The organism is Chryseobacterium sp. CFS15, from assembly GCF_031118795.1.
Lineage (GTDB): Bacteria > Bacteroidota > Bacteroidia > Flavobacteriales > Weeksellaceae > Chryseobacterium > Chryseobacterium indoltheticum.
Map to the genome: position 1 here is coordinate 278,452 of NZ_JAVHYL010000003.1, position 24,317 is coordinate 302,768.

General features: G+C 35.7%; 14 protein-coding genes. 8 read left to right on the forward strand and 6 right to left on the reverse strand.

What is annotated here, in order from left to right; genetic code table 11:
- The first annotated feature begins 7 nt into the window (after positions 1–7).
- The 8 genes from OH814_RS06380 to OH814_RS06415 all read left to right on the forward strand — a co-directional run bounded on the left by OH814_RS06380 (position 8) and on the right by OH814_RS06415 (position 14,974).
- The gene (locus OH814_RS06380) at positions 8–799 is read left to right on the forward strand and encodes a molecular chaperone (RefSeq protein ID WP_076559095.1); all 792 of its coding nucleotides are present in this window, start codon (positions 8–10) and stop codon (positions 797–799) included.
- On the forward strand, positions 792–1,820 hold the full coding sequence (locus OH814_RS06385) for a hypothetical protein (protein WP_308827575.1): 1,029 nt from the start codon (positions 792–794) through the stop codon (positions 1,818–1,820). The genes OH814_RS06380 and OH814_RS06385 overlap by 8 nt, the downstream gene beginning before the upstream one ends.
- Before the next feature lie 7 nt (positions 1,821–1,827).
- Positions 1,828–4,626 (forward strand): hypothetical protein, encoded by a 2,799-nt coding sequence (locus OH814_RS06390; RefSeq protein ID WP_308827576.1) that lies wholly within the window; start codon positions 1,828–1,830, stop codon positions 4,624–4,626.
- A gap of 327 nt (positions 4,627–4,953) precedes the next feature.
- The gene (locus tag OH814_RS06395; RefSeq protein ID WP_115619482.1) at positions 4,954–6,018 is read left to right on the forward strand and encodes a 3-oxoacyl-ACP synthase III family protein; all 1,065 of its coding nucleotides are present in this window, start codon (positions 4,954–4,956) and stop codon (positions 6,016–6,018) included.
- 260 nt (positions 6,019–6,278) lie between these two features.
- On the forward strand, positions 6,279–7,682 hold the full coding sequence (locus tag OH814_RS06400) for a glycoside hydrolase family 28 protein (protein ID WP_201134744.1): 1,404 nt from the start codon (positions 6,279–6,281) through the stop codon (positions 7,680–7,682).
- Position 7,683: 1 nt separating this feature from the next.
- A complete protein-coding gene (locus tag OH814_RS06405; RefSeq protein WP_308827577.1) occupies positions 7,684–11,247 on the forward strand; it encodes a DUF4450 domain-containing protein in 3,564 nt (1,187 codons plus the stop codon).
- Positions 11,248–11,381: 134 nt separating this feature from the next.
- Positions 11,382–13,520, forward strand: a complete 2,139-nt coding sequence (locus OH814_RS06410; protein ID WP_308827578.1) for a hypothetical protein — start codon at positions 11,382–11,384, stop codon at positions 13,518–13,520.
- A gap of 407 nt (positions 13,521–13,927) precedes the next feature.
- Positions 13,928–14,974 carry a GntR family transcriptional regulator gene (locus OH814_RS06415; RefSeq protein ID WP_076559109.1) on the forward strand — a complete coding sequence of 349 codons (1,047 nt, stop codon included), beginning with the start codon at positions 13,928–13,930 and terminating at the stop codon, positions 14,972–14,974.
- Positions 14,975–15,040: 66 nt separating this feature from the next.
- On the opposite strand, the gene OH814_RS06420 is transcribed toward OH814_RS06415, so the two are convergent.
- The 6 genes from OH814_RS06420 to OH814_RS06445 all read right to left on the reverse strand — a co-directional run bounded on the left by OH814_RS06420 (position 15,041) and on the right by OH814_RS06445 (position 24,299).
- Positions 15,041–15,484: a nuclear transport factor 2 family protein gene (locus tag OH814_RS06420; RefSeq protein WP_308827579.1), complete on the reverse strand. Its 444-nt coding sequence runs from the start codon at positions 15,482–15,484 to the stop codon at positions 15,041–15,043.
- Between the two features lie 40 nt (positions 15,485–15,524).
- Entirely contained in the window at positions 15,525–16,676 is a 1,152-nt protein-coding gene (locus OH814_RS06425; protein WP_115619487.1) for an alpha-hydroxy acid oxidase, read from the reverse strand.
- Positions 16,677–16,750: 74 nt separating this feature from the next.
- On the reverse strand, positions 16,751–18,136 hold the full coding sequence (locus OH814_RS06430) for an FGGY-family carbohydrate kinase (protein WP_076559115.1): 1,386 nt from the start codon (positions 18,134–18,136) through the stop codon (positions 16,751–16,753).
- Between the two features lie 304 nt (positions 18,137–18,440).
- Positions 18,441–19,721: a sugar isomerase gene (locus OH814_RS06435; protein ID WP_308827580.1), complete on the reverse strand. Its 1,281-nt coding sequence runs from the start codon at positions 19,719–19,721 to the stop codon at positions 18,441–18,443.
- Between the two features lie 216 nt (positions 19,722–19,937).
- Entirely contained in the window at positions 19,938–22,040 is a 2,103-nt protein-coding gene (locus OH814_RS06440) for a bifunctional aldolase/short-chain dehydrogenase (protein WP_308827581.1), read from the reverse strand.
- Positions 22,041–22,235: 195 nt separating this feature from the next.
- On the reverse strand, positions 22,236–24,299 hold the full coding sequence (locus OH814_RS06445; protein WP_308827582.1) for a RagB/SusD family nutrient uptake outer membrane protein: 2,064 nt from the start codon (positions 24,297–24,299) through the stop codon (positions 22,236–22,238).
- Between the last annotated feature and the right edge of the window lie 18 nt (positions 24,300–24,317).

Below are 24,317 nucleotides of genomic sequence, written 5' to 3' on the forward strand. Positions count from 1 at the left end.
TACCATCATGAACAAAATCACCTTACTTTTCTTATTTCTGATGATACAAATCAGTGCACAGACAGGTATTTCGGTTTCTCCACCTAGAGTATATTTTGAGTCTGCTGCGGGATCTAGTAATACGCAAAAAATAACGGTTACCAATGTGAGTGCAAAAAACACTTTAGACCTTGCGGTTAGCTTAGGTGATTGGGATTATGATGAAAAAGGTGAAAATATGATGTATGCAGCCGGCGCGTTGAAAAACTCTTGTGCAAGCTGGATCAATATCAAAAAAGATGATAACTACTTCAGTCTGGCTCCCGGAGAGAGAAAAGAACTGGAGGTAACCCTTACTTCACCAAAAGTAAACCAAGACAAACTTTCTGCACATACAGCAGTACTATTTGTCAGCCAAATGAATCCTGTGGACGATGTAGACAACAAAGGAGCAAAAATTAAAGTAAGCATTCGTTCCGGAATCAAAATATTTCATAGAACACTGGAACCAATAAAAAGAAAAATTGAAATTCAGGATTTAAAATTCGATAGCTCAAAAAAGCTATTAAATATTACTTTTGAAAACCAATCGGAGATATGGACTGACGGAAAAATCATAACAGATATTATCAATACAAACACAGGTAAAAAAATTACGGTAGAGCCAATTGTTTTTTATACCCTCCCCGGAAACATCCGTAAGGTAACCATTCCGGTACAAGATTTAACTGAAAAAGGCTCGTATAATGTGTCTGTTTTGATTGATTACGGAGATAATGAGACATTAGAAATGGGAGAATTGAATTTTAATTATGAGTAAGGTATTAGTCACTTTCTTCATCACAATTTCCATGCTGTTTAATGCTCAGGTTTCATTCACTTCATGGACGAACAGCTATTTGCAGGTAAATTCTTACAATGGAAACAATAATCCCGATGCCTATACGGTTACCTTTGCAGCCAATGGCAATTTAAATATACCTTATTGGAAACTTTCGGCAAACCTGAAACAGCCCATAACTTCTACAGACGGCCAATACACCATTCCCGGAAATAAAATATCCTTTCAGCCCATCTCCTCAGTCGGGCAGGCATATCCTAACCCTACTCCATCACTAGCACAAATAGGAGTACCGCCGAATGTATTTTTACAGGAAAATGCAGAAGTCTTTTTGGTTCCTCAATCCAATGCTCCTTTATACAATATGCCTTCTACACCCAATGGCTATTACAACCTTCAGCTTAAATACGGTATTACGATAATGGGTGGTGCTTATTTGGGAACATATCCGGCGTGGACGAGGTTTGTAGCTCCTGTAGAATTTACAGCATATGATCAATACAATAATGTGATAGGAAAAGTAAATCATACTTTTGATTTTCACATTGCTAATTTGACGGGAACACCACCAATAACGCAGGAAATGTCTTTAAAAATAAACATGAATGCCGCAAACGGCTTGCTTGAATTTAATAGCATGCAGGATTACAACAACGGAACCAGCGTTGTTTATCCGAGCGGTTTGCAAATTAATACAAATACCAACTTCCAGATTAAAGTAAGATCATTACAAAGTCATCTGCAATCAAACACAGGCAATTATTCTATTCCTGTGGGAGCAGTGCATCTTACTCTGCAACCTCTTGGGCAAAGTAATCAGACTGTTTTCCCGATAACTTTGAGCACTGCAAATCAAACTCTTGCAAAGGGAAATGCATCCCAAAGTACCATCTACAACTACGACATCAAATATTTTACATTGCCACAAGATGAGCAATTAATTAATGCTAAGCCTACCGAGTATTCTACAACATTACAGTACGAAATTACTCCTCAATAAATTTTAAATGATGCCTTTTTTCAGCAGAAGATTTTTGTTCACCTTATTTATCGTTTTATTCAGTAGTATTTTTATAAATGCACAAAAAACTGAATCTAATGTCACTATGGAGATCGAGCAGGGAAATTCGCCATCACGTTCGAGGCTTTTAAATCTTGTTGTTGCTATTCAGAATCATAGTTCTAATAATTTCACCGGAAAAATACAGTTTGTATGCCCAAAAGGGTTTAAAGTAATCTCTGGTGAAGAACCTTTAATAGAACTTAAGCCCAACGAAAAAAAATATTTACCTGTAAGAATCATTGTAGAATCTGATGCTAAAGCAGGATCTTCGCCTATAAAAGTCAGATTGCTTGATCAGCTTGGTATTTTTATTGCCGAAAGAATAAAAGAACATGTGATTGAGGTAAATAATGACCTGAATTTATCTCTACTGAATGCTCCTATTTACAGATCTTCCAGCCTGGAACCTATATCGGTAAAAGTAAGGGTGAGTAACTCGGGAAATATATCTCAGGATATTACTTTGGTTTGCAAAATTCCTGATCCTGAAAATGGAAATCAATTTTTAGAGCAACAAGCCATTATTAATGTAAAAAAAGATTCTACTTTTACATTTACTTATCAGCCTTCAAAAGGTTTGTCCAGACTGTCCAACTTTTCTATCAACATTTCGGGTTTCAGAAATCCCGACAAAGAAATATTCAATACAGCGACTGTTTTTGTACAGAATATTTCGAGTGTTCAGAAATATCAGGATCCGCAATTCAATAATTTTGCTGAGGAGACAAAAAATCAAATTACCACATCATACAGAAAGGTAGGAGATAATATTGATATGTATCAATTGATTGGTTCAGGAGGTTTTAATCTACCTTCCGGATTTCTTTTTATAAGAGGAAATATTGCTTTTCTAAACAGCCAGCAACAGCCTTTGGTAACCAATACTAATGTAGTTCTGCAGCAGGGTAAAAACCAGTACACCATTGGAAGTGTCAACAAACTTTTAGAAATGACCCTGGTAGGAAGAGGTGCAGAATACAGTCGTACTTTTGCAAAAGATACCAAACTGGAGATCGGTTTTGTCGATCAAAACTTTAATCTTGTTGAAAAAAACAGTTTTTTAAAAAACGGTTACGGTTTTTTTGCCAAAGGAACGCTTAACGCCAACAACAGCTCAAGAAACGTTTCAGCAGCCTACATTTACCGTTACGACCCTTTTGAGAAAAGTAAGCACAATATTTTGGGTACAGAAGCTACTTATGCTTTTGATAAAGTCTGGAGTATGAATGCCAAGATAAATGCAGGTTTAAGTTCTTATGAATCTCAGGATATTACAAAACCGTCGATGTCGGCAGAATCTAATTATATTGGTTCGATTAATGACTATAATCTGAACGGAAACTATTTTTTCAGTACAGGATATTACCCGGGAAACCGACGTGGAAGTTTGCTTCTGCAGCAGAATATCTCAAAGAATTATAAAAATTATAACTTTTTTGGTAATGTTATATTCTCCAACTTCTCGCCTAAATACTACTTTTTCGACAGACCTCAGGTTTCTGAAAACACTAGAATTGAGATAGGAACAAAATTTCCAAGAGTAAAAGATTTTAGTTTTGGGCTTTTTTATCAGTTTCAGAATGAAAACTCAAACAGCTACAATAATTTTTTTGGAAGCTGGGAAAATAGTCAATTGCGGGATTTAACGGCGCACCGAATTGTAGAACAAATTTCGTGGTCAAATTACAAAACCAGACAATCTGCAGTATTTGCCTTTGAAACAGGAATTGTAAAGTATCCACTTGATGACGAGCAGAATTTTCAAATGAAACTGAATGGAAACTACAGTTTTAAAAACTTTAATATCAATGCCATTTACCAATCTGGAAGTTACTATTTATCCGAATATGCATTTTCTCATTTAGCCGCAGCAAATACCGATTATAAAAAACTCACCGTTTCACTTTTCTATAATGATAATTTCATCAAAGACAAAGTGAATCTGAGTACGGGATTGTCGTATGTAGATGATGTAATCTACGGCAAATCGCCTTCTGCATTTTTAAATGCAAAATATCTCGGTAAAAATTTCACTGCATTTATGAATTCGTCATGGTATAATTATTCTGTTGGAGTTTTGTCCAATAATATTCTGACGTTTGAAGTTGGTTTAACGTTAAATTTCAGAAATACAGTACTCAGTCCTGATAAAAAAGGAAAAATACAGGCATTTGCCTTTTATGACGAAAACAACAATAATGTTTTTGATATGGGAGAAAAACCTGCGCACGATTATATTATCAATATCAATAATATAGCATTGAAAACTACCGAAGAAGGAACTGCACTTTATAAAAATGTACCATTCGGAAAATTTAGCTTAAAACAATTTATTCAGCAAGGCTGGTATTATGATGAATATGATTTTACTGTTGATTCTTACTTATATCCTTTAAATATTCCGCTTCATCAAAACGGAACAGTTCAGGGTAAAATATTTTTTGATTACAATTCAAAAACCGCTCTTGATTTTGAGCACAGAGCTTCTTCGGTGGCATTTAAAATTATTAAACAAAACGATATCGTACAAACAATAGGAAGCGACGATGAAGGAAAATTCAATTCTTTTTTGCCAACCGGTACTTATACAATTGCTATTGATGAGTCTACCCTTCCTGCAAACACATATTGTGAAACCAAAAGCTTTGATATTAATGTGAAAGCTGGAGAAATGGTAGTTGTCCCAGATTTCATAATTAAAGTGAAAGATAAAAAAGTGAATAAAAAAACTTTTAATAATTAAATCACTAAAAGTTTATTATAGATATTTGAAGAAAATTGAAAATAGTAAAAAAATGAGACTCAAGCATTTAAACTTAACATGATTTTTTTCATTTAATATTATTAAAACAGCATAGTGCATTTTTACACAGTTATTTACGGGTCGTTGAAGGATATTTTTCATTCTGTTTATGTCATTCAACAGGATAATTTTGTATGTATCGAATGTTAAATCGTTGTAATAAATTATTTTTTATAGTATCTTTCGCCATTAAAAAACTACCTTTAGTATAAAAATATTAATTTATTCATAATATTTTATTGATCTCAACAATGAGATACCCGCAATATGAAAAGTAAAATTATAGGTGTAGGGAACTACATACCATCAGAAACCATTACCAATCTGTTTTTCGATAAGCATGTTTTCCTTAATGAACAGGGAGAAAATCTAAAAGATGATAATTCTTTAATTACCAGTAAGCTAAAAAAAATTACAGGGATTGAAGAAAGAAGATATGCGAGCAATGATCAGGTAACTTCTGATTTAGGGTTTATTGCGGCAAAGAATGCAATAGAAAATTCAAAAATTGATCCTGAAACTTTAGACTATATTATTTTCGCTCACAATTTTGGCGATGTAAAATTCGGTACCATACAGTCAGACGCTGTTCCGAGTCTTGCTTCAAGAGTTAAAAATTTATTGCAGATCAAAAATAATTTCTGCGTTGGTTATGATTTGTTATTTGGATGCCCCGGCTGGATTGAAGGCGTTATTCAGGCTAATGCATTTATCAAATCTGGTATTGCAAAAAGATGTTTGGTTATCGGTGCAGAAACACTTTCAAGAGTTGTTGATGAACACGACAGAGACAGCATGATCTATGCAGACGGAGCAGGAGCAGTTATTCTGGAGGCCAATGATAATGATGACGATTCTGGTATAAAATCTCACGTATCTGCATCTCACACATTAAATGAAAAAGATTTCTTAAATTTTGGTAAGTCATATAATAATGATAGTTGCCCGGATACAAGATACATCAAGATGGATGGCAGAAAAATCTATGAATTTGCTCTCATCAATGTTCCGGATGCGATGAAAAAATGCTTTGATCAAAGTGGCTATTCAATAGATCAGCTGGATAAAATTATCATACATCAGGCAAACGAAAAAATGGATGAAGCAATTGTCAACCGATTCTACCAATTATATGATACTCCTCCGCCGGCAGGTATTATGCCGATGGTGATCAGTAAACTTGGAAACAGCAGCGTTGCAACAATCCCATCATTATTGACTATGATTTTAAATGATGAACTGGCTTCACATTCTATCAAAGAAAACGACATTGTTTTATTCGCATCAGTCGGGGCAGGAATGAATATTAACGCATTCGTTTATAAATTTTAGATGTAAATCAGCTTTAAATTTTTATAATACTTTTAAATATATAAAAGAGAAATAACATCGTTACTTCTCTTTTTTTGCGCCTATATATAAGTAAATCTTCGTTTAACTTACATTTATAAATTAAAACAATGCAATCGTTTACATAAAAAATAAAATAACGGACAGTGCAGGACAATTTTTAATTTCAATTATTTTAGATTGCGATTAGAAAGAAAACAATTCAAAAGATCAGCCTTATAAACTTACAATTCTCTAGAATTATGAAAAAATACTTTTTATTCATTTTTGTATTCATCCTATCGATCAATGCATCGGCTCAATACAAACCTTGGACTTCCGCAAAGCAACCTTTAAAAGAAATTAAAGCTTTAAAGAAGCAGATCAAAAAACCTGAATTCAGAAAAGTTGATTATCTGATAACTGATTTCGGAGCTGTTGGTGACGGAAAAACAAAAAATACTGAAGCTTTTAAAAAAGCAATCGAAAAATGTAGTGCTGAAGGCGGCGGAAGAGTTGTCGTTCCGAACGGAGTTTTCCTCACAGGAGCAATTTATTTAGAAAGTAACGTTAATCTGCATTTGAGTGACGGTTCGACGATTTTATTTAGTCAGGACAGCAAAGACTATCCTATCGTATTCACACGTTGGGAAGGTATGGAATGTATGAATTACTCATCGTTAATTTATGCTTACGAAGAAGAAAACATTGCAGTAACCGGAAAAGGAACATTAGATGGAAATTCTGATAATGATAACTGGTGGTTTTGGTGTGGCGCCACAAAATACGGATACAATACTTCTCGTCCGGGAAGACAAAATCCTGCCCGTGCAAAGCTTCACGAATATATGGCTGAAAGAAAACCAGCAAGAGAAAGAATTTTCGGGGATGGATGGTATTTAAGACCCAATTTTGTTCAGCCTTACAAGTCTAAAAACTTTTATATGGCAGATGTTCTTGTAAAAAACTCTCCAATGTGGAATTTGAATCCTGTTTTGTGTGAAAATGTTTTGATTGAAAGAGTAAAAGTAATAAGTCACGGACCAAACAATGACGGTTTCGACCCTGAAGCTTGTAAAAACGTCTGGATCAAAGATTCTTATTTTGATACTGGAGACGACTGTATCGCCATCAAATCTGGAAGAGATGAGGATGGAAGGGACATCGGAAGACCTGCTGAAAATCATATTATTGAAAACTGTGAAATGAAAGACGGTCACGGCGGTGTTGTTATTGGAAGCGAAATTGCGGGCGGAGCAAGAAATATTTATGCCATCGGAAACGTGATGGACAGTAAAAATCTTGACCGAGCTTTAAGAATTAAAACGAGCTCAAGCCGTGGCGGAACTATTGAAAATGTGTTTTTCTACAACACAAAAGTCGGCGCTTACAAAGAAGCAGCAGTTCGCTTTAATATGCATTATGAAAAACCCGGAAATCATATTCCGACGATCAGAAATATTTGGGTAGAAAATTTACAGGTTGAGAAAGGTGGAAAATATGCTGTTCTTTCTGATGCTTACGAATCTTCTCCGGTAACAGATTTCACGATGATCAATGCTAAAATGACTGGTGTTCAGATTCCTTACAAAGTAGATTTCCTGAAAAATGTGACCTTAAAAAATGTGACTGTTAACGGACAGCCTTTAACCGAGTTAAAACCATAAAATGCGAAGAAAAACCATTTTCGCCGGACTGATTGTTTTATCGGCATTCTCATATTCGTTTTCCCAGTCTAAACATGGGCAGAATAACGAGCGTGAACTGCATTACACAGAAGACAAAGGCGATTTTTTATTGGTCAACGGAAAATACAGATTCAATCGTGCTTTGTATGGCAATAACCGTGCTTCCCGTGTTGAGGCAGGAGATTTACCTGAATTCGCACTGTATCTTCCCGGAATGGGCGGCAATCTTCAGTTTGTCATCCAAAAAGGAAACTCTATCAAAAAACTGATTAACGCTGATAAAATTGAAACTCGTTACCGACCGGGCTCAATGTTGTATGAAATCAAAGATCCTATTCTTGGAAATGGAAGTTTAAAATTAACTGTTTTAGCACAATCAAAAGAAGAAGGTTTAGTTTTAAAAATGGAAACTTCAACTATAGATTCCAATACAAAAATCTATGCGGTTTACGGTGGCGCAAGCGGAAAAACATTCAGCAGAAACGGCGACATCGGTGCAGATCCTGAATCAGGATTTTACCTGCTTCCCGAATATTGTGAAGGCAATCAGTTTCAAATCAATAAAAACCAATTCCAGCTTTCTTATTTCAATAAAAAAAAGGAAACTCAGACCATTAACGGAAATTTTTCAAACGTTAGTTCATTACAATTAACAGATGCAAAAACGTTAGATAATCTGTCTGATTTCACACAAAATAAAGCAGAACAATCCCCTATTGTTTACGCTGGTTATTCAGCACAAAAAAATCCGGTTTATATTCAAATAGCCAAAGGAAATTCTAGTTCTAATTTATCTGATGAACAGCTTGCCGGGATTTTTAATGATGCTGAACAATCACGTTTAACATTAACCAACAGAATTCAGCTAAAAACTCCGGATTCAGATTTAAATAATTTCGGAGCTAATTTAGCAGTTGCCGCAGACGGAGTTTGGGAAAGCCCGACCTTTCTTCACGGCGCCGTTGCGTGGAGAATGAGACTCAATGCCTGGCGTGGCGCTTATGCAGCTGACGTTTTGAGTTGGCACGACAGAGCGAAAGAACATTTTGAAAGCTATTCAAATTCTCAGGTTTTAAAACCAGATTTTGCACCTGTTGAGATGGATACACTTTTACATTTAGCAAGACACGCAGAAAAGATGGGAACTTCGGTGTTTTCAAGCGGATATATTTCTAGGAATCCGAATGATAATTCAAAGCCACATCATTATGATATGAATTTGGTTTTCTTTGATCAGATGTTTTCGCATTTCAATTATACGGGAGATAAAGAATTCCTCAAGAAAATGTGGCCAACGATGGTTCGTCATATGGATTGGGAAAAAAGAAATTTCAAACGTGGCGATCTTTATGATGCATATGCTGCGATTTGGGCAAGTGACGGATTGCAATATTCGGGTGGAAAAGTGACCCATACTTCAGCATATAATTACAGAGCCAACCGCGAAATGGCAAAACTGGCGAAAATTATTGGTGAAGATCCTGCTCCTTATGAAAAAGAAGCGGAAGCAATTTTAAAGGCAATGAAAAACCAGCTTTGGATTAAAAAGAACGGTTATTTCGCTGAATTCAAAGATGCTTTAGGCAATCAAATCCTTCACGATAAGCCGGGAATATGGTCTATTTATCACGTTTCAGATGCTTATATTCTGAATGAATTTGAGGATTATCAAAACACACAATACATTAGAAATCAAATTCCTCACATTCCCGTAAAAGTAAAAGGCGAAGATTCCAAAAACTATTACACATTAGCAACAACAAATTGGCAACCATACACTTGGTCTATAAACAATGTCGCTTTGGCGGAGAATTTACAAACCGCTTTGGCATATTGGCAGGCCGGAAGAAATGAGGATGCATACCTGCTTTGGAAAGGAAATCTTACCGAAAGTATGTATTACGGGATAAGTCCCGGAAATTTTGAGCAATTATCACATTATGATGCCTTTCGAGGTGAATTGTATCGTGATTTTGCCGACCCGATTGGCGTTGCTGCAAGAACTTTAACGGAAGGACTTTTTGGGGTTTATCCAAATTTGTTGGAGAATAAAATCAGTATCAAACCGGGATTCCCGAAAGAATGGAATTTTGCAGAGCTGAAAGTTCAGGATTGGGAGTATAAATTTAATAGAACCTCGAAGAAATCAACATTTTGGTTCAAATCAAATAATTTGAAACCGGTTACGCTTCAAATGCAAATTCCGGTAAATCATACCGAAATAAAATCCGTAAAAGTGAATGGTAAGAAAGTAGATTGGAAAATTAAACCCAATTCTATTTTACAGCCTTTTATTCAGTTTGAAACACCAATCGGAAAAGAATTCAATATAGAAATCGCCTATTCCGGACAGGAATTAAAAATTGAAAAGACAAATTACATTAATTATCTTTCTGAAAATCTGCAACTTAATTTCGATTCAAAAAAGAAAATACTTCAAGTCAATGATCCACAGGAATTAATAAAAACCAAAAATGGTAACCAATTTGAGTTGGTTAAAGAAGAAAGAAAAGGAACTTTTTTCGTTCAGCTTGAACAAAACGAAACCCAATGGTGGCAACCTGTAAACGTTGATGTTCAACGTCCTTTGCAAACAAAATGGGTGAATAAAAAACTTCAGATTCAAAATAAATCATCGAAAGATTATAATGGAAAACTGACTGTTAATGGTTTAACTAAAACATTTTCAATTGCTAAAAATCAGAATTCAACCGTTGAAATTCCGACAAATATTTTAAGCAAAGGAACCAATTACTTAGAATTAGATTACAATGGAATTAAGCAAAATGTTGAAATCACAGATTGGGAAATTGAAAATAAAAGTGAATTTAATACCATTTCATTAGCATCAAAATACAACGACCGAGTAAGCCAAATTTTCGATCAAAAATATCTTTCGCCAAGACCAACCGTTCCTACCCTACAACTTCCGTGGCAGGGAATCGGCAACTGGTGTTATCCTTTGGCAACTACTCAAATTGACGACAGTGGATTGATGACAAATCGTAAAAATGGAAAACTAGAATTTTTAGGAATTCCGTTTTTAATTGATAATAAAGATAAAAATATTGTTTTTGCAAGTCAATGGGATAATTATCCGAATGCTGTTGAAATTCCATTAAATGGAAAAGGTAAAAAAATATATTTCCTTTTGGCGGGTTCTACCAATCCGATGCAGTCGCAAATCATTAATGGAAAAATTACGGTTCAATATTCTGATGGTTCAAATACAGAATTAGAACTGAAAAATCCAACAAATTGGTGGCCGATTGAGCAGGATTTGTTTGATGATAATTTTGCGTTTGAAATTCAGGATGACAAAATTCCGTACAGAGTAAAACTAAAAACTGGAGAATTGTACAAAGGAGGAAGTTTAAGTAAATATTTAGAAATCAAAGGAGTGAGCAACCGTGCTGTAGAAGGCGGAGCGGCCACTATTTTGGATTTACCAATTGACCCGAATAAAGAATTAAAATCTATAACACTAACCGCAGTAAGCAACGATGTTGTGATTGGAATAATGAGTGCGACGGTTTTGAAATAAGGTTTAATGCCACGAATGCACGAATAAAAATATATGCACCATAAAATATTTGTGGATTCGTGGCAGACAAAAGTTTTAGCAATAAAAAAATTAACAAAAATAAAAATTCGAATTTCATCTATAAATAATGAATTATGAATAAAAAAATAGCAATATATCTTGGGATTTTCCTGATGGGAATTTCTTCACTTAATGCCCAGAAAATTGACCGAAAAAAGGTCGTACAGCGTCACAATGTAGTCAATACAAAAGCAGACACGCTTTCTACTTTGACGGTTGGAAACGGGAAATTCGCCTACACGGTTGATATTACCGGAATGCAGTCGTTTCCTGAATATTACAAAAATGGAGTTTCATTGGGAACACAATCCGAATGGGGCTGGAACAGTTTTCCAAATAAAGAAAATTATAAATTCGAAGAAACTTTAAGAGCTTACGATTTCAATAACGACGGAAGAAAAGCTTTGTACAGTGTTCAGATTAAAGAACCGGAAAGAAATAAAGGTGCTGTTGATTATTTCCGGGTGAACCAACACCGTTTGCAATTGGGAAATATCGGGATTGAGCTGCTTAAAAAAGACGGTCAGAAAGCAAAAATTTCAGACCTCACAAACATCAATCAGAAAATAGATTTGTGGACCGGAATTATTACCAGTGAATTTTCTTTGGAGGGAATCCCTGTAAAAGTATGGACTGCTTCTTTCCAGAATTCAGATAAAATTGGAGTTAAAATTGAATCAGATTTGATTTCTAAAGGTAGATTGAAGGTTTTTGCACGCTACCCGTCTCCAACCGGTCAGTTTTTGGATGATGCGGCATTTTATGGAAATGAAAACGATCACACCACGAAAATTGTTTCGTCACAATCAACGCAAGGTTTGATTCAGCATAAATTGCAAAGCACCGATTACTATACTCAGTTTAATTTTACAGAAGGAAAACTTCGGGAAGCCGGAAAACATTATTTCGTGTACGAACCTTCTTCCAAAAATAAAAAATTAGAATTAAGCGTTGAATTTTCAGCTAAAAATCCAAAGTCCGGAAGAACTTTATTCGCTGATGCTGAGAAAGAAAGTGCAACAGGCTGGGAATCTTTCTGGAAAAGCGGTGCTGCCGTTGATTTTGAAGGAAGTAAAGATCCGAGAGCCAATGAATTGGAAAGAAGAGTTGTCTTGTCAGAATATTTAACAAAAGTGCAATGTGGAGGAAGCAATCCGCCGCAGGAAACAGGTTTAACTTTCAACAGTTGGTACGGAAAACCGCATACAGAAATGCATTGGTGGCACGGTGTACATTATGCTTTATGGGGAAGACCTGAAATTTTGGAAAAACAATTGGATTATTATTTCAGATCATTTGATAAAGCTAAAAAATTAGCTGAAAGGCAAGGTTATAAAGGAGTTCGTTGGATTAAAATGTCTGATAATGAAGGAAACGAAAGTCCGTCTTCTGTAGCTGCATTTTTGATCTGGGAACAGCCGCATATTATTTATATGACCGAACTTTTGTACCGCAACGGCAATGATAAAAAAGTATTGGAAAAATATAAAGATCTGATTTTTGCAACGGCAGATTTTATGGCAGATTTTGCAACGTATGATAAAGAGAAAAACCGTTATAACTTAGGGAAAGGCGTAATTCCGGCACAGGAAGTTTTCCCGGCGAAAGATACATACAACCCAACTTATGAAGTTGCGTATTGGGACTGGGCATTGAAAGTTGCCCAGCAATGGAAAGAAAGATTGGGACAGCCAAGAGATAAAAAATGGGATGATGTGATCAATAAATTAGCTCCGCTTCCGGTTCAGGATGGAGTTTATTTGTCAACAGAATCAGCGAAAGATTCTTTCACATTTTCAAAATGGATGACCGATCACCCTGCAGTTTTGGGAGCATTAGGAATGGTTCCTGAATCTCCGAAACTGGATAAAAAAATAATGAAAAATACGTTGGATATCGTTTGGGAAAGATGGAATTGGGAGCACACTTGGGGTTGGGATTTTCCGATGACCGCAATGAATGCAGCAAGACTTGGACTTCCAAATAAAGCGTTGGATGCTCTTTTTATGGATATTCAAACCAATACATATTTGAAAAACGGGCATAATTTCCAAGACAAACGTCTTCGTATTTACCTTCCAGGAAACGGTGGCGTTTTAACAACCGTTGCGATGATGCTTGAAGGTTGGGATAGTTCTACCGGTGAATTCCCTGGCTTTCCAAAAGATGGAAGCTGGAAAATAAAAGCTGAAGGTTTCAAAAAAATGCCTTAAAAAATTTCACATTCATATTAATTGAAGTCTGTTCTGAAAAGAGCAGGCTTTTTTGTTTGTGTTTAAGATTTTTATAGTTTCTTAGAAATTTTAGACAATGTAAAAAATGATTTAATATTTTACTATTTTATCAAAAATATAATACACAAAACTAAATTTCCGCATCACTTTTTTTTAATCGAAACAAAGCAATTTTAATTCTATGTCAAGAAATTGGTGATTTTCAAAAAAGACAATTCATAAAAACGCTAATAAAAACCTATTAAAAATCAAACAATTAAATATGATTTTATAAAAATAAATGACATTTATCAATTAATGTAAATTTTTGTAACTTGTCTTCTGGCACTAATCTTTTTTCAAATTAGATTTAGTTTAATTAAAATAATTTCTCTTACCGAAAAGTCATGGCTGAAACGTTCGAAATAAATATCAATGAAAACTCCAGAGTTCCTAAATACAAACAGATTGTTGATTCTATCCTAAATGGAATCGATGGCGGGGAAATAAAGATCGGGGAAAAAATTCCTTCAATCAATGAACTTAGTGAATCATGTTTTCTGTCGAGGGACACCGTTGAAAAAGCTTATAAAGAACTGCGCAAAAGGCAAATTATAGAGTCTGTAAAAGGAAAAGGATATTATATTTCACGCATCAATAAGAATGACATCATTAATATCTTCTTTTTGATCAACAAACCGAGTACTTACAAGATGATGATTTACAATTATTTCGTCAATGCAATCGGTACCAAAGGGAATGTTGAGATGTATATTTATCACTGTGACGAAACGCTTTTCATTAATGCTTTGAAAAAAAATCTTGGCGGATTTGATTATTATGTCATCATGCCTCACTTCCGTGATGAACAGTCGAAGCATACAAGCTCAACAAAAGAGGTCATTGAAATGATTGAAAAGATTCCGAAGAATAAATTATTGTTGCTTGATAATACCAAACCTAATATTTCGGGAGAATACGGTACCATTTTTCAGGATTTTGAGCATGATATTTATAATGCTTTGAAGGAAGGCTTAGAAAAAATAAAAAAATACGAGAAGATCATTCTTGTGTATCCTGATAAATCGATTCACCCCTATCCTTTCAGAATTGTACGTGGTTTTGAGAAGTTTTGTGAAGATTTTAAGCTGGATTATGAAATTTTAGATGAAATTTATCCCGACATGGAACTTCAGGATAAGGATATATTCATCACCATTCGGGAGCGTGATCTGGTGAATTTAGTAAAACAAATCAGACAGAAAAATCTTGAATTAGGAAAAGACATCGGCATTATTTCCTACAATGAAACCCCTTTGAAGGAATTGCTGGGAATTACTGTGATCACGACAGATTTTAAAGCAATGGCAGAATCTGCAGCCTATATGGTTTTAAAAAATAAGAAAGAGCAGGTGAATAATGTTTTTAAATATATTGAAAGAGATTCTCTGTAGAAATTGTTCATAAAAAAATTCGTAAAGCTCACTTTACGAATTTTTGTTTTATAATCTTAAAATAATTTATTTTTTCTTTTCAGATTTTACGGCTTGTCGCGCTAATAGTTTCCAGTTTTTTCCGGTTTTCACCCAAACCAATACAATATCTAATGTTACATCACCCGGAGCTTTTCCGAAATCAGCAGTCGTTGCATAGAAATGGTGACGAACAATTGCCGTATTTCCTACAATATTTACCGTTTGGTTGGTAATGTCAATCGTTACAAAATCCGATTTTTTACTTACTAATTTTTCGACAAACTCTTTTGCGTCATCAATATGTCCTCCCGAATGACCATATGTTAATTCCGGTAAAATCAAAGATTCCAGCATTGCTTTATCACCGCTTACCATTGCTAAGCGAAGTTTTTCGGCAGCGTCAGCAACAACATCTTTGTCGTTCTTTTTCTGTCCGAATACAACGAACGCCATTAAAAAACTGATGGTAAAAATTATTTTCTTAATCATAATTATAATAGGAATTGATTTATTAAAATTTAAGATCGTATTACTTCACTCTAAAGTTCTGTAGATCTGTTGTTTTTTCACAACAAACCTGCTCCATCACTTGTCTGAACTGCATTTTAAGCATCTCAATAATATGATCACCACCTTTATCGCCTAAAGCTCCAACGGCGTACATAAAAGTTCTTCCCATAAAGGTAAATTCTGCTCCACAACTTAAAGCGCGGGCAACATCAGGACCGGTTCTTACGCCGCTGTCCATCATTATTTTAATTTGACCTTTGTATTTTTCACTGATGTCTTTCACTACAGCAATCGTAGATTCTCCTGCATCAAGCTGCCTTCCTCCGTGATTTGAAATAATCATTCCGTCGAATCCTAAACGAACTGCTTCTGCAGCATCTTCGTCTGAAGCCACCCCTTTAATGACCAATTTTCCTTTCCATTTATCGCGAATAGCTTTTATTCTGTCTGAATTTAATCTTCCGGAAAATGTAGAATTCATGAACTGTCCCAATTGTTTCACGCCCATATTTTTATCCATGTATTTTTCCATGGTCTTAAAACTTGGAACTCCGTGTTTCAGTATTTCCAGACACCATTCCGGTTTTACCAAAGCTTGTGAAACGTTCCTGAAATTCAATTGAGGAGGCATTGCCAAACCATTTCTGATTTCTTTCGCTCTGTAACCAAAGGTCGGAACGTCTGCCAAAACTACCAATACATCATACCCAGAAGCTTCACAACGGTCTAGAATATCGTCACGCAACCACTCTTCTCTCGGATGATATAATTGATACCAGGCTTTTCCTTCTGTTAATTCAGAAATTCTTTCAAGGCTGCTTGTCGTTACGGTACTTAAAATAAAAGGAATATTATGTTTAAAGGCTGCTTTCGCTAAAATTTCCGGAGCATTGGGCCACATTAATCCTTGCAAACCTACAGGAGAAATTCCGAAAGGTGCAGAATATTTTACACCAAACAATTCGGTTTCCATATTGGCTTCCGCATAATTATTATTCAGATATTGTGGGCGAAGCAGAACTTCTCTCAATTCGCTTGTATTTCTGTCTCGGTTGATGTTTTCGTTACATCCGCCATCGAGATATTCGAAAGCGAAACGGGGCATTCTTTTTTTTGCTTTTTCGATTAAAAGTTCAAGCGAAGCGTAACGGGTATCAAATGGAAATGACATAACTAGTTGTTGGTTGTTTTTAGTCAATGGTTTTTAGTTTTAGGGCTAAAACTTTCTACGCATTAACTAATTAATTATAAATTAAAAATTAAAGGCTGAAGCACTTTCATCTGATAATGCTGCTGTAAAAAAGTTTCGTCTATTTTTTTATTTGAAATCACCATTGATGCTCCCAAAGCCGATCCCAACGGAGAATGTGTAGACATCACATTGTAATGCTGAAAATGATGAGACATCAGTTTCATAAAAACATCATTGTCTGTAAAACCGCCGTCAATGTAAATATTTTTAATTTCTGAATTTCCGATGGCATTGGTAATGGTATGAATCTGTAGATCCATCAATTCAATCATCAATTGGTGATAGGCTTCTTCAAATGTAGCGAATGAATTGAGATCGGTAGCGGTAATCATTTTTCGTTTTAAAATAATCCCTTCAAAGCGGAAATAGATCGCTTTGTGCTTCATCAAACGAAGGTACAGATCCTGATCAAATTTTACTTCTCTATGGAAACCATATTCTTTTCCGTAATAATCACATAATTTTTCAACCTGGATTTTATATTCATTTCCCATAAAAAAGCGTGATGCTTTCACACGTTTTCCGTCAATTCGCATATAATTCAGGCAGTTGTTTTCTATATCTTCATCAGTCAAGCTTTCATCATTAAATGGATTTAAAGAAATACTCCATGTTCCCGTTGAAAGCAATAAAAACGGTTCTTTTTTGCTTAAAATATAAGGTAAAAGTGCTGATGAACTGTCGTGAATTCCGACACCGATTTTAATTTTTTTATTTCTGTAAGAAGTGTTGATACTCGCAGAAGTTGGAACGATTGGAGGTAATAAAGCATCTATTTCTTCTTCGTAAACCCAATCGTGGTAATCTGCTTTGTCATAATCCCAAAGATTGGTGTGACAACCAATTGAGGTAAATTCTGACACACAAATTCCTGTAAATAAATACGATAAATATTGTGGTAAATGAAGACTGTAACGGATTTTTTTGAATATTTCCGGGTGTTTATATTTCATCCAGAACAATTGTAACCCAGAATTCAGCATTCCGGCTTGAGGCGAAGCTGTTTCACGCGCAATTTTCAGTTTGCTGCCGTGTTTTTCGTAGAACAGATCAAGAATTTCCTGATCCATCGGTTTGGTGTAATTGTACAAAGGCGTCAGAACATTTCCTTTCTGATCAAGATGCACAAAACTTGCTCCGTAAGTAGAAAAATTGATTGCTTTTACTTCAAAATTTTCATCATCAAGAATGGCATTAAAGTTATCTTTTATCCAATTTTGTAAGGCAGAAAGATCTTCTGTCGGATAACCGTCTTCATCTGTCGTAAGCGGTAATTCTGTATATTCCCGCACAACTTCTTTATAATTCTTATCAAATAAAAAGAATTTTTTATTGGTCTTTCCAATATCAAAAACTATGGTTACCTTTTTCTTGGACATTCTTAAGATGAATTATTTTTTATTATTGTCATTGCGAAATGAAGCAATCTTTTTGACGAAAAGTCCGCAAAGATTTCTTTTAAAATACTTTACATATTTTCATCCGAAAGCGTTTCACTCAGCAAAGATCTCGAAGATTTTAAATCTTGTCAGAGTTTTTTAATTAAATCATTAAGGAGTGTTTAGACAAAAAGAAAAAACTAATAATCTAAACACTTTTCCCTTAACGAAACTATATAAGGATACATATAATTAAACTTTCAATTGCACTTGAAAGCTGAAATTATCAATTTTAAAACAGGTTTTATAATCCTGTTGCTTTAACATTAAGACCTCTTTCGGAAATCAATTGCTCTCTTACTTTTAGGTTTCTGTATGTTGCGATCGGGTCTAAAGCGGCACCTGTCTGTAATCTTGCTGCTCTCAGTAACGGACGAACATCGGTTCTGTATGCGTTCTGCAATATATCCTGAGCCAAAACAACATCATTATTTTGCTGTGCTTCTTTCAGTGCTTTTTGATCAACTAAAAGTGCTGTCGCATAAGCAATTAAAATCGCTTCAAGAGATTGTAATAAATCTTCCAAAGGATCTTTGATATTGTGACTTGCATCGATCATCCAAGCCGGATAAGGATTGTTTGGATTGTTTTCCATTCCGTATACCAATTCATTGAAAATCAAGAATAAAGCATAAGGTTTAATAGAACCAACCGTTAAATCATCATCTCCATATTTGCTGTCATTAAAGTGGAAACCTCCTAATTTTCCTTTATACATCAAGGTTGCAACGATTTGCTCAATATTTGAATTCGGTAAATGATGACCTAAATCAACTAAAGTATACGCTCTTTCGCCACAAGCATTTGCCAGCATAAAAGAAGTTCCCCAATCCTGAATGGTTGTTGAATAGAAATTCGGTTCGTAAGGTTTATATTCAATAAAAAGCTTCCAGTCTTCAGGCATTCCTGCGTAAATTTCTTTTAAACTTTTTTCAGTATTTGATAAAGCGGTCTGGAAATTCAGCTGTCCCGGAAAACTTGATCCGTCTGCCAACCAAACGGTTAAGCTTTTTGAATCTAATTCTTTTCCGATTCTTATTACTTCTTTGTTGTGTTCAACTGCATACGCTCTAGAATCTTCATTTGCAGCGTTTAGAGAACCAAATTTATAAGATTGTTTTGCTCCCGGCTGATCCTGAAAAGTGTTTGAATTCATCGCATCAAAAACAAGTCCATGAGAAACTGCTTTTTCTTTAATCGCTTTCACATCACTCGGAATATCCCACGGAATATGCAATGAAACAGCTCCCGCAGAATGCGTTAAAGCGTGAATCAATCCTACATCATCTAATTTTTGTTCTAAAGAAGATGGTTCGCCACCGTAAGAAAATCTTCCGAAACGGGTTCCACCTGCTCCTAAAGCCCAACTTGGAATTGCTACCTGAAAATCAGCAATTTTGTTGACGATTTCAGCAACATTTGCGCCTGCTTTTGTTAATTTATTTTGAAGAAAATCAAAGTCTGAATTAAAGTTTTCGACTTCGTTTTTATTGTATTGTTCAATGATATCTTTTCCTATAATCATAGTTTGATTTTTAATTAACCTTGTCAAGGTTTTGAGCCTTGACAAGGCTAAATGATTTATTAAAATTAGTATTAAATATTGATTCCGACCTTTCAATTACTTTCTAATCTTGCAGCCCGACCTGAGTGGAGCTCTTTTTGCGAGGAGGAACGACGAGCAAAAAAGCGGGAACGGAGGGCGGATTAAGCTGCCCAAATAAAATATATTAATACATTATTATCTCGGGAAAGCATTTGCCATTCCGCCATCTACATTGATGATATTTCCTGTTGTTTTATCTAAAATCGCAACACAAGCGAAAACTCCGTTTGCGATATCTTCGGGAAGTATAATTTCGTTTAATAAATTTCTCTTTGCGTAAAATGCAGGTAATTCTTCTACAGAAATTCCGTTTGCTTTTGCACGACCTTCTGCCCAAGAACCTTCCCAGATCTTGCTTCCAACGATAACTCCGTCCGGATTTACAACATTTACACGGATTTTATCAGCTGCCAATTCTGCTGCCAATAATCTGGTCATGTGCTGTTGAGCTGCTTTTGCAGTTCCGTAGGCTACGTTGTTTGGTCCGGCAACCAAACCGTTTTTACTAGCAATATTCACGATGTCTCCACCTAAATTTTGCTTTTTCATGATTTCAGTACCGCTTTTAGCCATCATAAACTGACCTTTTACCAATACATTCTCCAATAAATCCCAATCTTTCGTAGTTGTATCTTCCAAAGATTTAGAAATAGCCAAACCTGCAGAATGAACGATGATATCTACTCCACCGAATGCTAAAACAGCTTCTTTGAAAGCATTGGCAATAGATTCTTCGCTGGTCACATCACACGGAACAGACACTGCCTGATCTTTGTTGTATTTTGCGGTAACAGATTCTACCGCCTCCTGATTTAAGTCTGTGAAAACCACAACTGCACCTTCAGCAACCATTTTATCAGCAATAGCCTGCCCGATTCCGCCTCCTGCTCCGGTTACGATCGCAACTTTTCTTGAGAGAGGTTTTTCTTTAGGCATTCTTTGAAGTTTTGCCTCTTCCAATAACCAATATTCGATATCGAATGCTTCCTGTCTTGGTAAAGATGTGTATTCTGAAATGGCTTCTGCACCACGCATTACGTTGATTGCATTGACATAAAATTCGTTCGCAACACGAGTTGTCTGCTTATCTTTTGAGAAACTGAACATTCCCACTCCCGGATAAATGATGATCACCGGATTCGGATCACGCATTGCAGGGCTGTTTGGATGTTTGCAAGTTTCGTAATAGTCTTTATATTCCTGTCTGTATTGTTCGAAAAGTGGATTTAATTTATCTAAGATAGCTTTAGAATCAGATAAATCTTCATTTTTATCTAAAGTCAACACTAAAGGCTGAATCTTTGTTCTTAAAAAGTGATCAGGACAAGAAGTTCCCAATGGTGCTAAACGCTCCAAATCATTACTGTTGATGTATTCTAAAACAACGTCGCTGTCTGTAAAATGACCGACCATTCTGTTTTCAGAAGAAGCCAGACCTCTTAGTAAAGGCATGATTTGAGCGGCTTTATTTTTACGTTCGTCAGCAGGAAGAGATTCTACTTTTTGTCCGCCAAAAACCTGTCCGTTTTCTTCAATTTTTTTAGCAATATATTCAGAAGCAGTTTCGATTACTTCCAAACTGTTGATGTAACATTCGTACGAAGTGTCTCCCCAAGTAAACAATCCGTGGCTTCCTAAAACGATTCCTCTGATTCCAGGGTTATCAGCTAAACATTTTTCAAGCTGCAAACCTAAGTCGAAGCCAGGTCTTTGCCAAGGCACCCACCCCATTGTGTCACCCCAGATTTCTTTGGTAATTGCTTCGCTGTCTTTTGCTGCTGCAACTGCAATTAATGCATCCGGATGAAGGTGATCGATATGTTTAAATGGAAGTAAACCGTGAAGAGGCGTATCAATAGAAGGCGCTTTGCTGTCTAAATCGAAAATACAGTGATCGAATAGACCTACCATTCTGTCTTCGTCTGCTAAACCTCCGTAAACATTTTTAAGGTTTCTCAGTCTTTCCGTATATAATCCAGCGATTCCTTTTCTAGTCAAAGTTCCGATGTCACCACCTGAACCTTTTACCCACATTACCTCAACTTCTTCATTCGTCAATGGGTCTTTTTCGATGGTTTTGCAACTTGTGTTACCACCACCATAATTTGTAATTCTAAGATCTGCTCCTAATATGTTTGAACGGTATAAAAATAAAGCCACCTGATCGTTTGCTAAAGATGCGGCCTTGCTTTCATCCCATAAATAATCTACGTATTTAAATGTTTTTACGTTTTCCATTTGTTTTCTTTTTGTTTTCTGAATTTTAACCCAAATTTAGACTGTAGTATTTTGTACAGCATCCCGTACTATACTGCTGAATCGATTATTTAAAGATAAATTAACACTGATATTTATCACTTTTCGATTCAGCTGTACAGTCAATTCATTAAGGTTAATTATTAGTTAATATTGTGATTTGGTGTTTATTATCGATTAATAACCAGGAAGCTGGGTCAAATTTGGATTATCAATTAACGGATGCCCCGCAGAAGCTGCTGCAAAAGGAAGTAATTCCGTTTTATTAGGCACAAATCCATAGAAAAGACCATCTCCGCCACCTTCGATCCAGTTTGGATATGTTCCGCCATTTTCAGCTGAACCCGTTGGTTTTGTATAAATAATATTACCAACCTGAAGGGTATTAAATCCTCCTGTAAATCCTACAGCTTTTCTTGCATTACCATTGAATGTACTTGTATAAGCCTGGAACATATTTACAGGATACCATTTGTCATCAGCTGTTGAAGTTTGTCCGTTCGCTAATGCTATTGCCTTTAAAGTAGTTTGATAAGCAGCATATCCTGATGAACTGGTAGGAACTGTCTGAACCTGTGCAATCTGTGCAGGATTAGTTAAATCAATGTAAGTAACTGCCAAGAACGGATCTCCGTAAATCTGAGCATTTTTATGAAATTTATACAAACGATAAACCGGTGTTGACGCAAACTGACCTGTACGGTTTGATAAGTTTTTCATAGCTTGTTTTGTCGCTTCAATTTCGCTTGCGATACGATTCATTCTGATTAAATCAGTACGAAGCATAAATTCGTCTGAAAATTCCCACTTACGCTCCTGAACAAGTGCTGATTCAAAAGCCTGCTGACCGCTTGGTATTGGTAATGAACCGATTCCCGCTCTGTTTCTTACCTCCATTAAAGCAGCAATTCCTGCAGCGGTAGGTCCGTTATTTAAATAATTTTGTGTTTCAGCATACATTAATAATACATCTGCGTATCTGATGATAGGAATATTCAGGTTACGTGCATCTGCAGCCTGAGGCTCCACACACCAAGAAATTCTGAATTTACCCGGCATAATGCACGAATAGGTTGTTCCGACATCTACCCAAGTATCACTTGCATTACCAGAGTTCAAGAAGTAAATACTATAAGAAGTAGTCGCAACATCTCTGCGCTTATCTGCCGCATTAAAAGAAAGATAATAACTTGGAAGTATAAACTGTAACGCTTTACGAGAGCCGTAAGTACCTCCTCTAGAACCAGGATGAGCATATACTCCAAATGCTGAATTGGTATTTGGGCCATATTCTGCGATGTGCCACATCATTTCCTGATTTACGGTTGAAAAGTTTCTTCTGTCGAAATTAAACCACAAAGCTTCAAAACCACTTTTTCCTCCCTGAGCCTGTACCAAACTATTGGTACCGCCTTTAATTACAGATTCTAATGCAGTATCTGCAATCTGATATAATTGCTGAACTCTGGCATTATCCGGACGGCGAGACATTATCCCCGGCGAATTTGTATTCAGATCCCAACGAAGAGAATATCCTCCTGCATACAAAGCAATTTTAGCTAAAAGTGCATTGGTTGACTGCTTGTTTAATCTCTCCGGTGTACCGTTAGAAGCAGGCATATTGTTTATGGATTCCTGTATATCTGCAATCACTTTATCATAAATCACATCACGCGAACTACGTTTAGGATACAATGTACTTGGATCATTAGGATCTGCTTCTTCCAAAGGTATCCAAATTGCTGGTACATCACCATAAACTCTGATCAGGTTGTAGTAGCAAAATGCACGAATAGCCTTTGCTTCTGCTAATAATGCATCACGCTTTTGGCTTGCCGGCATATCTGGTAATCTGTCGATGGCGATATTGGTTCTTTCAATCACCGCATACATTGCAGAATAAATTCCTGTAACCGTATTAGGTGTTTTTGCATCGTACTGATAATTACAGATATTATATTTAGAATTATTTGTTGATCCGTCTTCTGCAGAGTGAGTAACTGTGTCGCCGGCTCCTAACTGATAGAACATTTCGGTAGGAACAAGACCTCTATATAAACCCTGAACAAAAGCATCTGCAGTTTCTATATTGGTAAATACCGATTCTGTATCTGATGAATTATAAGCAGGTTGATTTAAAAAATCTTCGCTGCACGCATTGATACTTAAACCAGCAATCAAAATAGATGGAACTATGATTAGTTTTTTTAAAACGCTGCGATTAGTAAATATATTTTTCATGATTGAAACAATTAAATA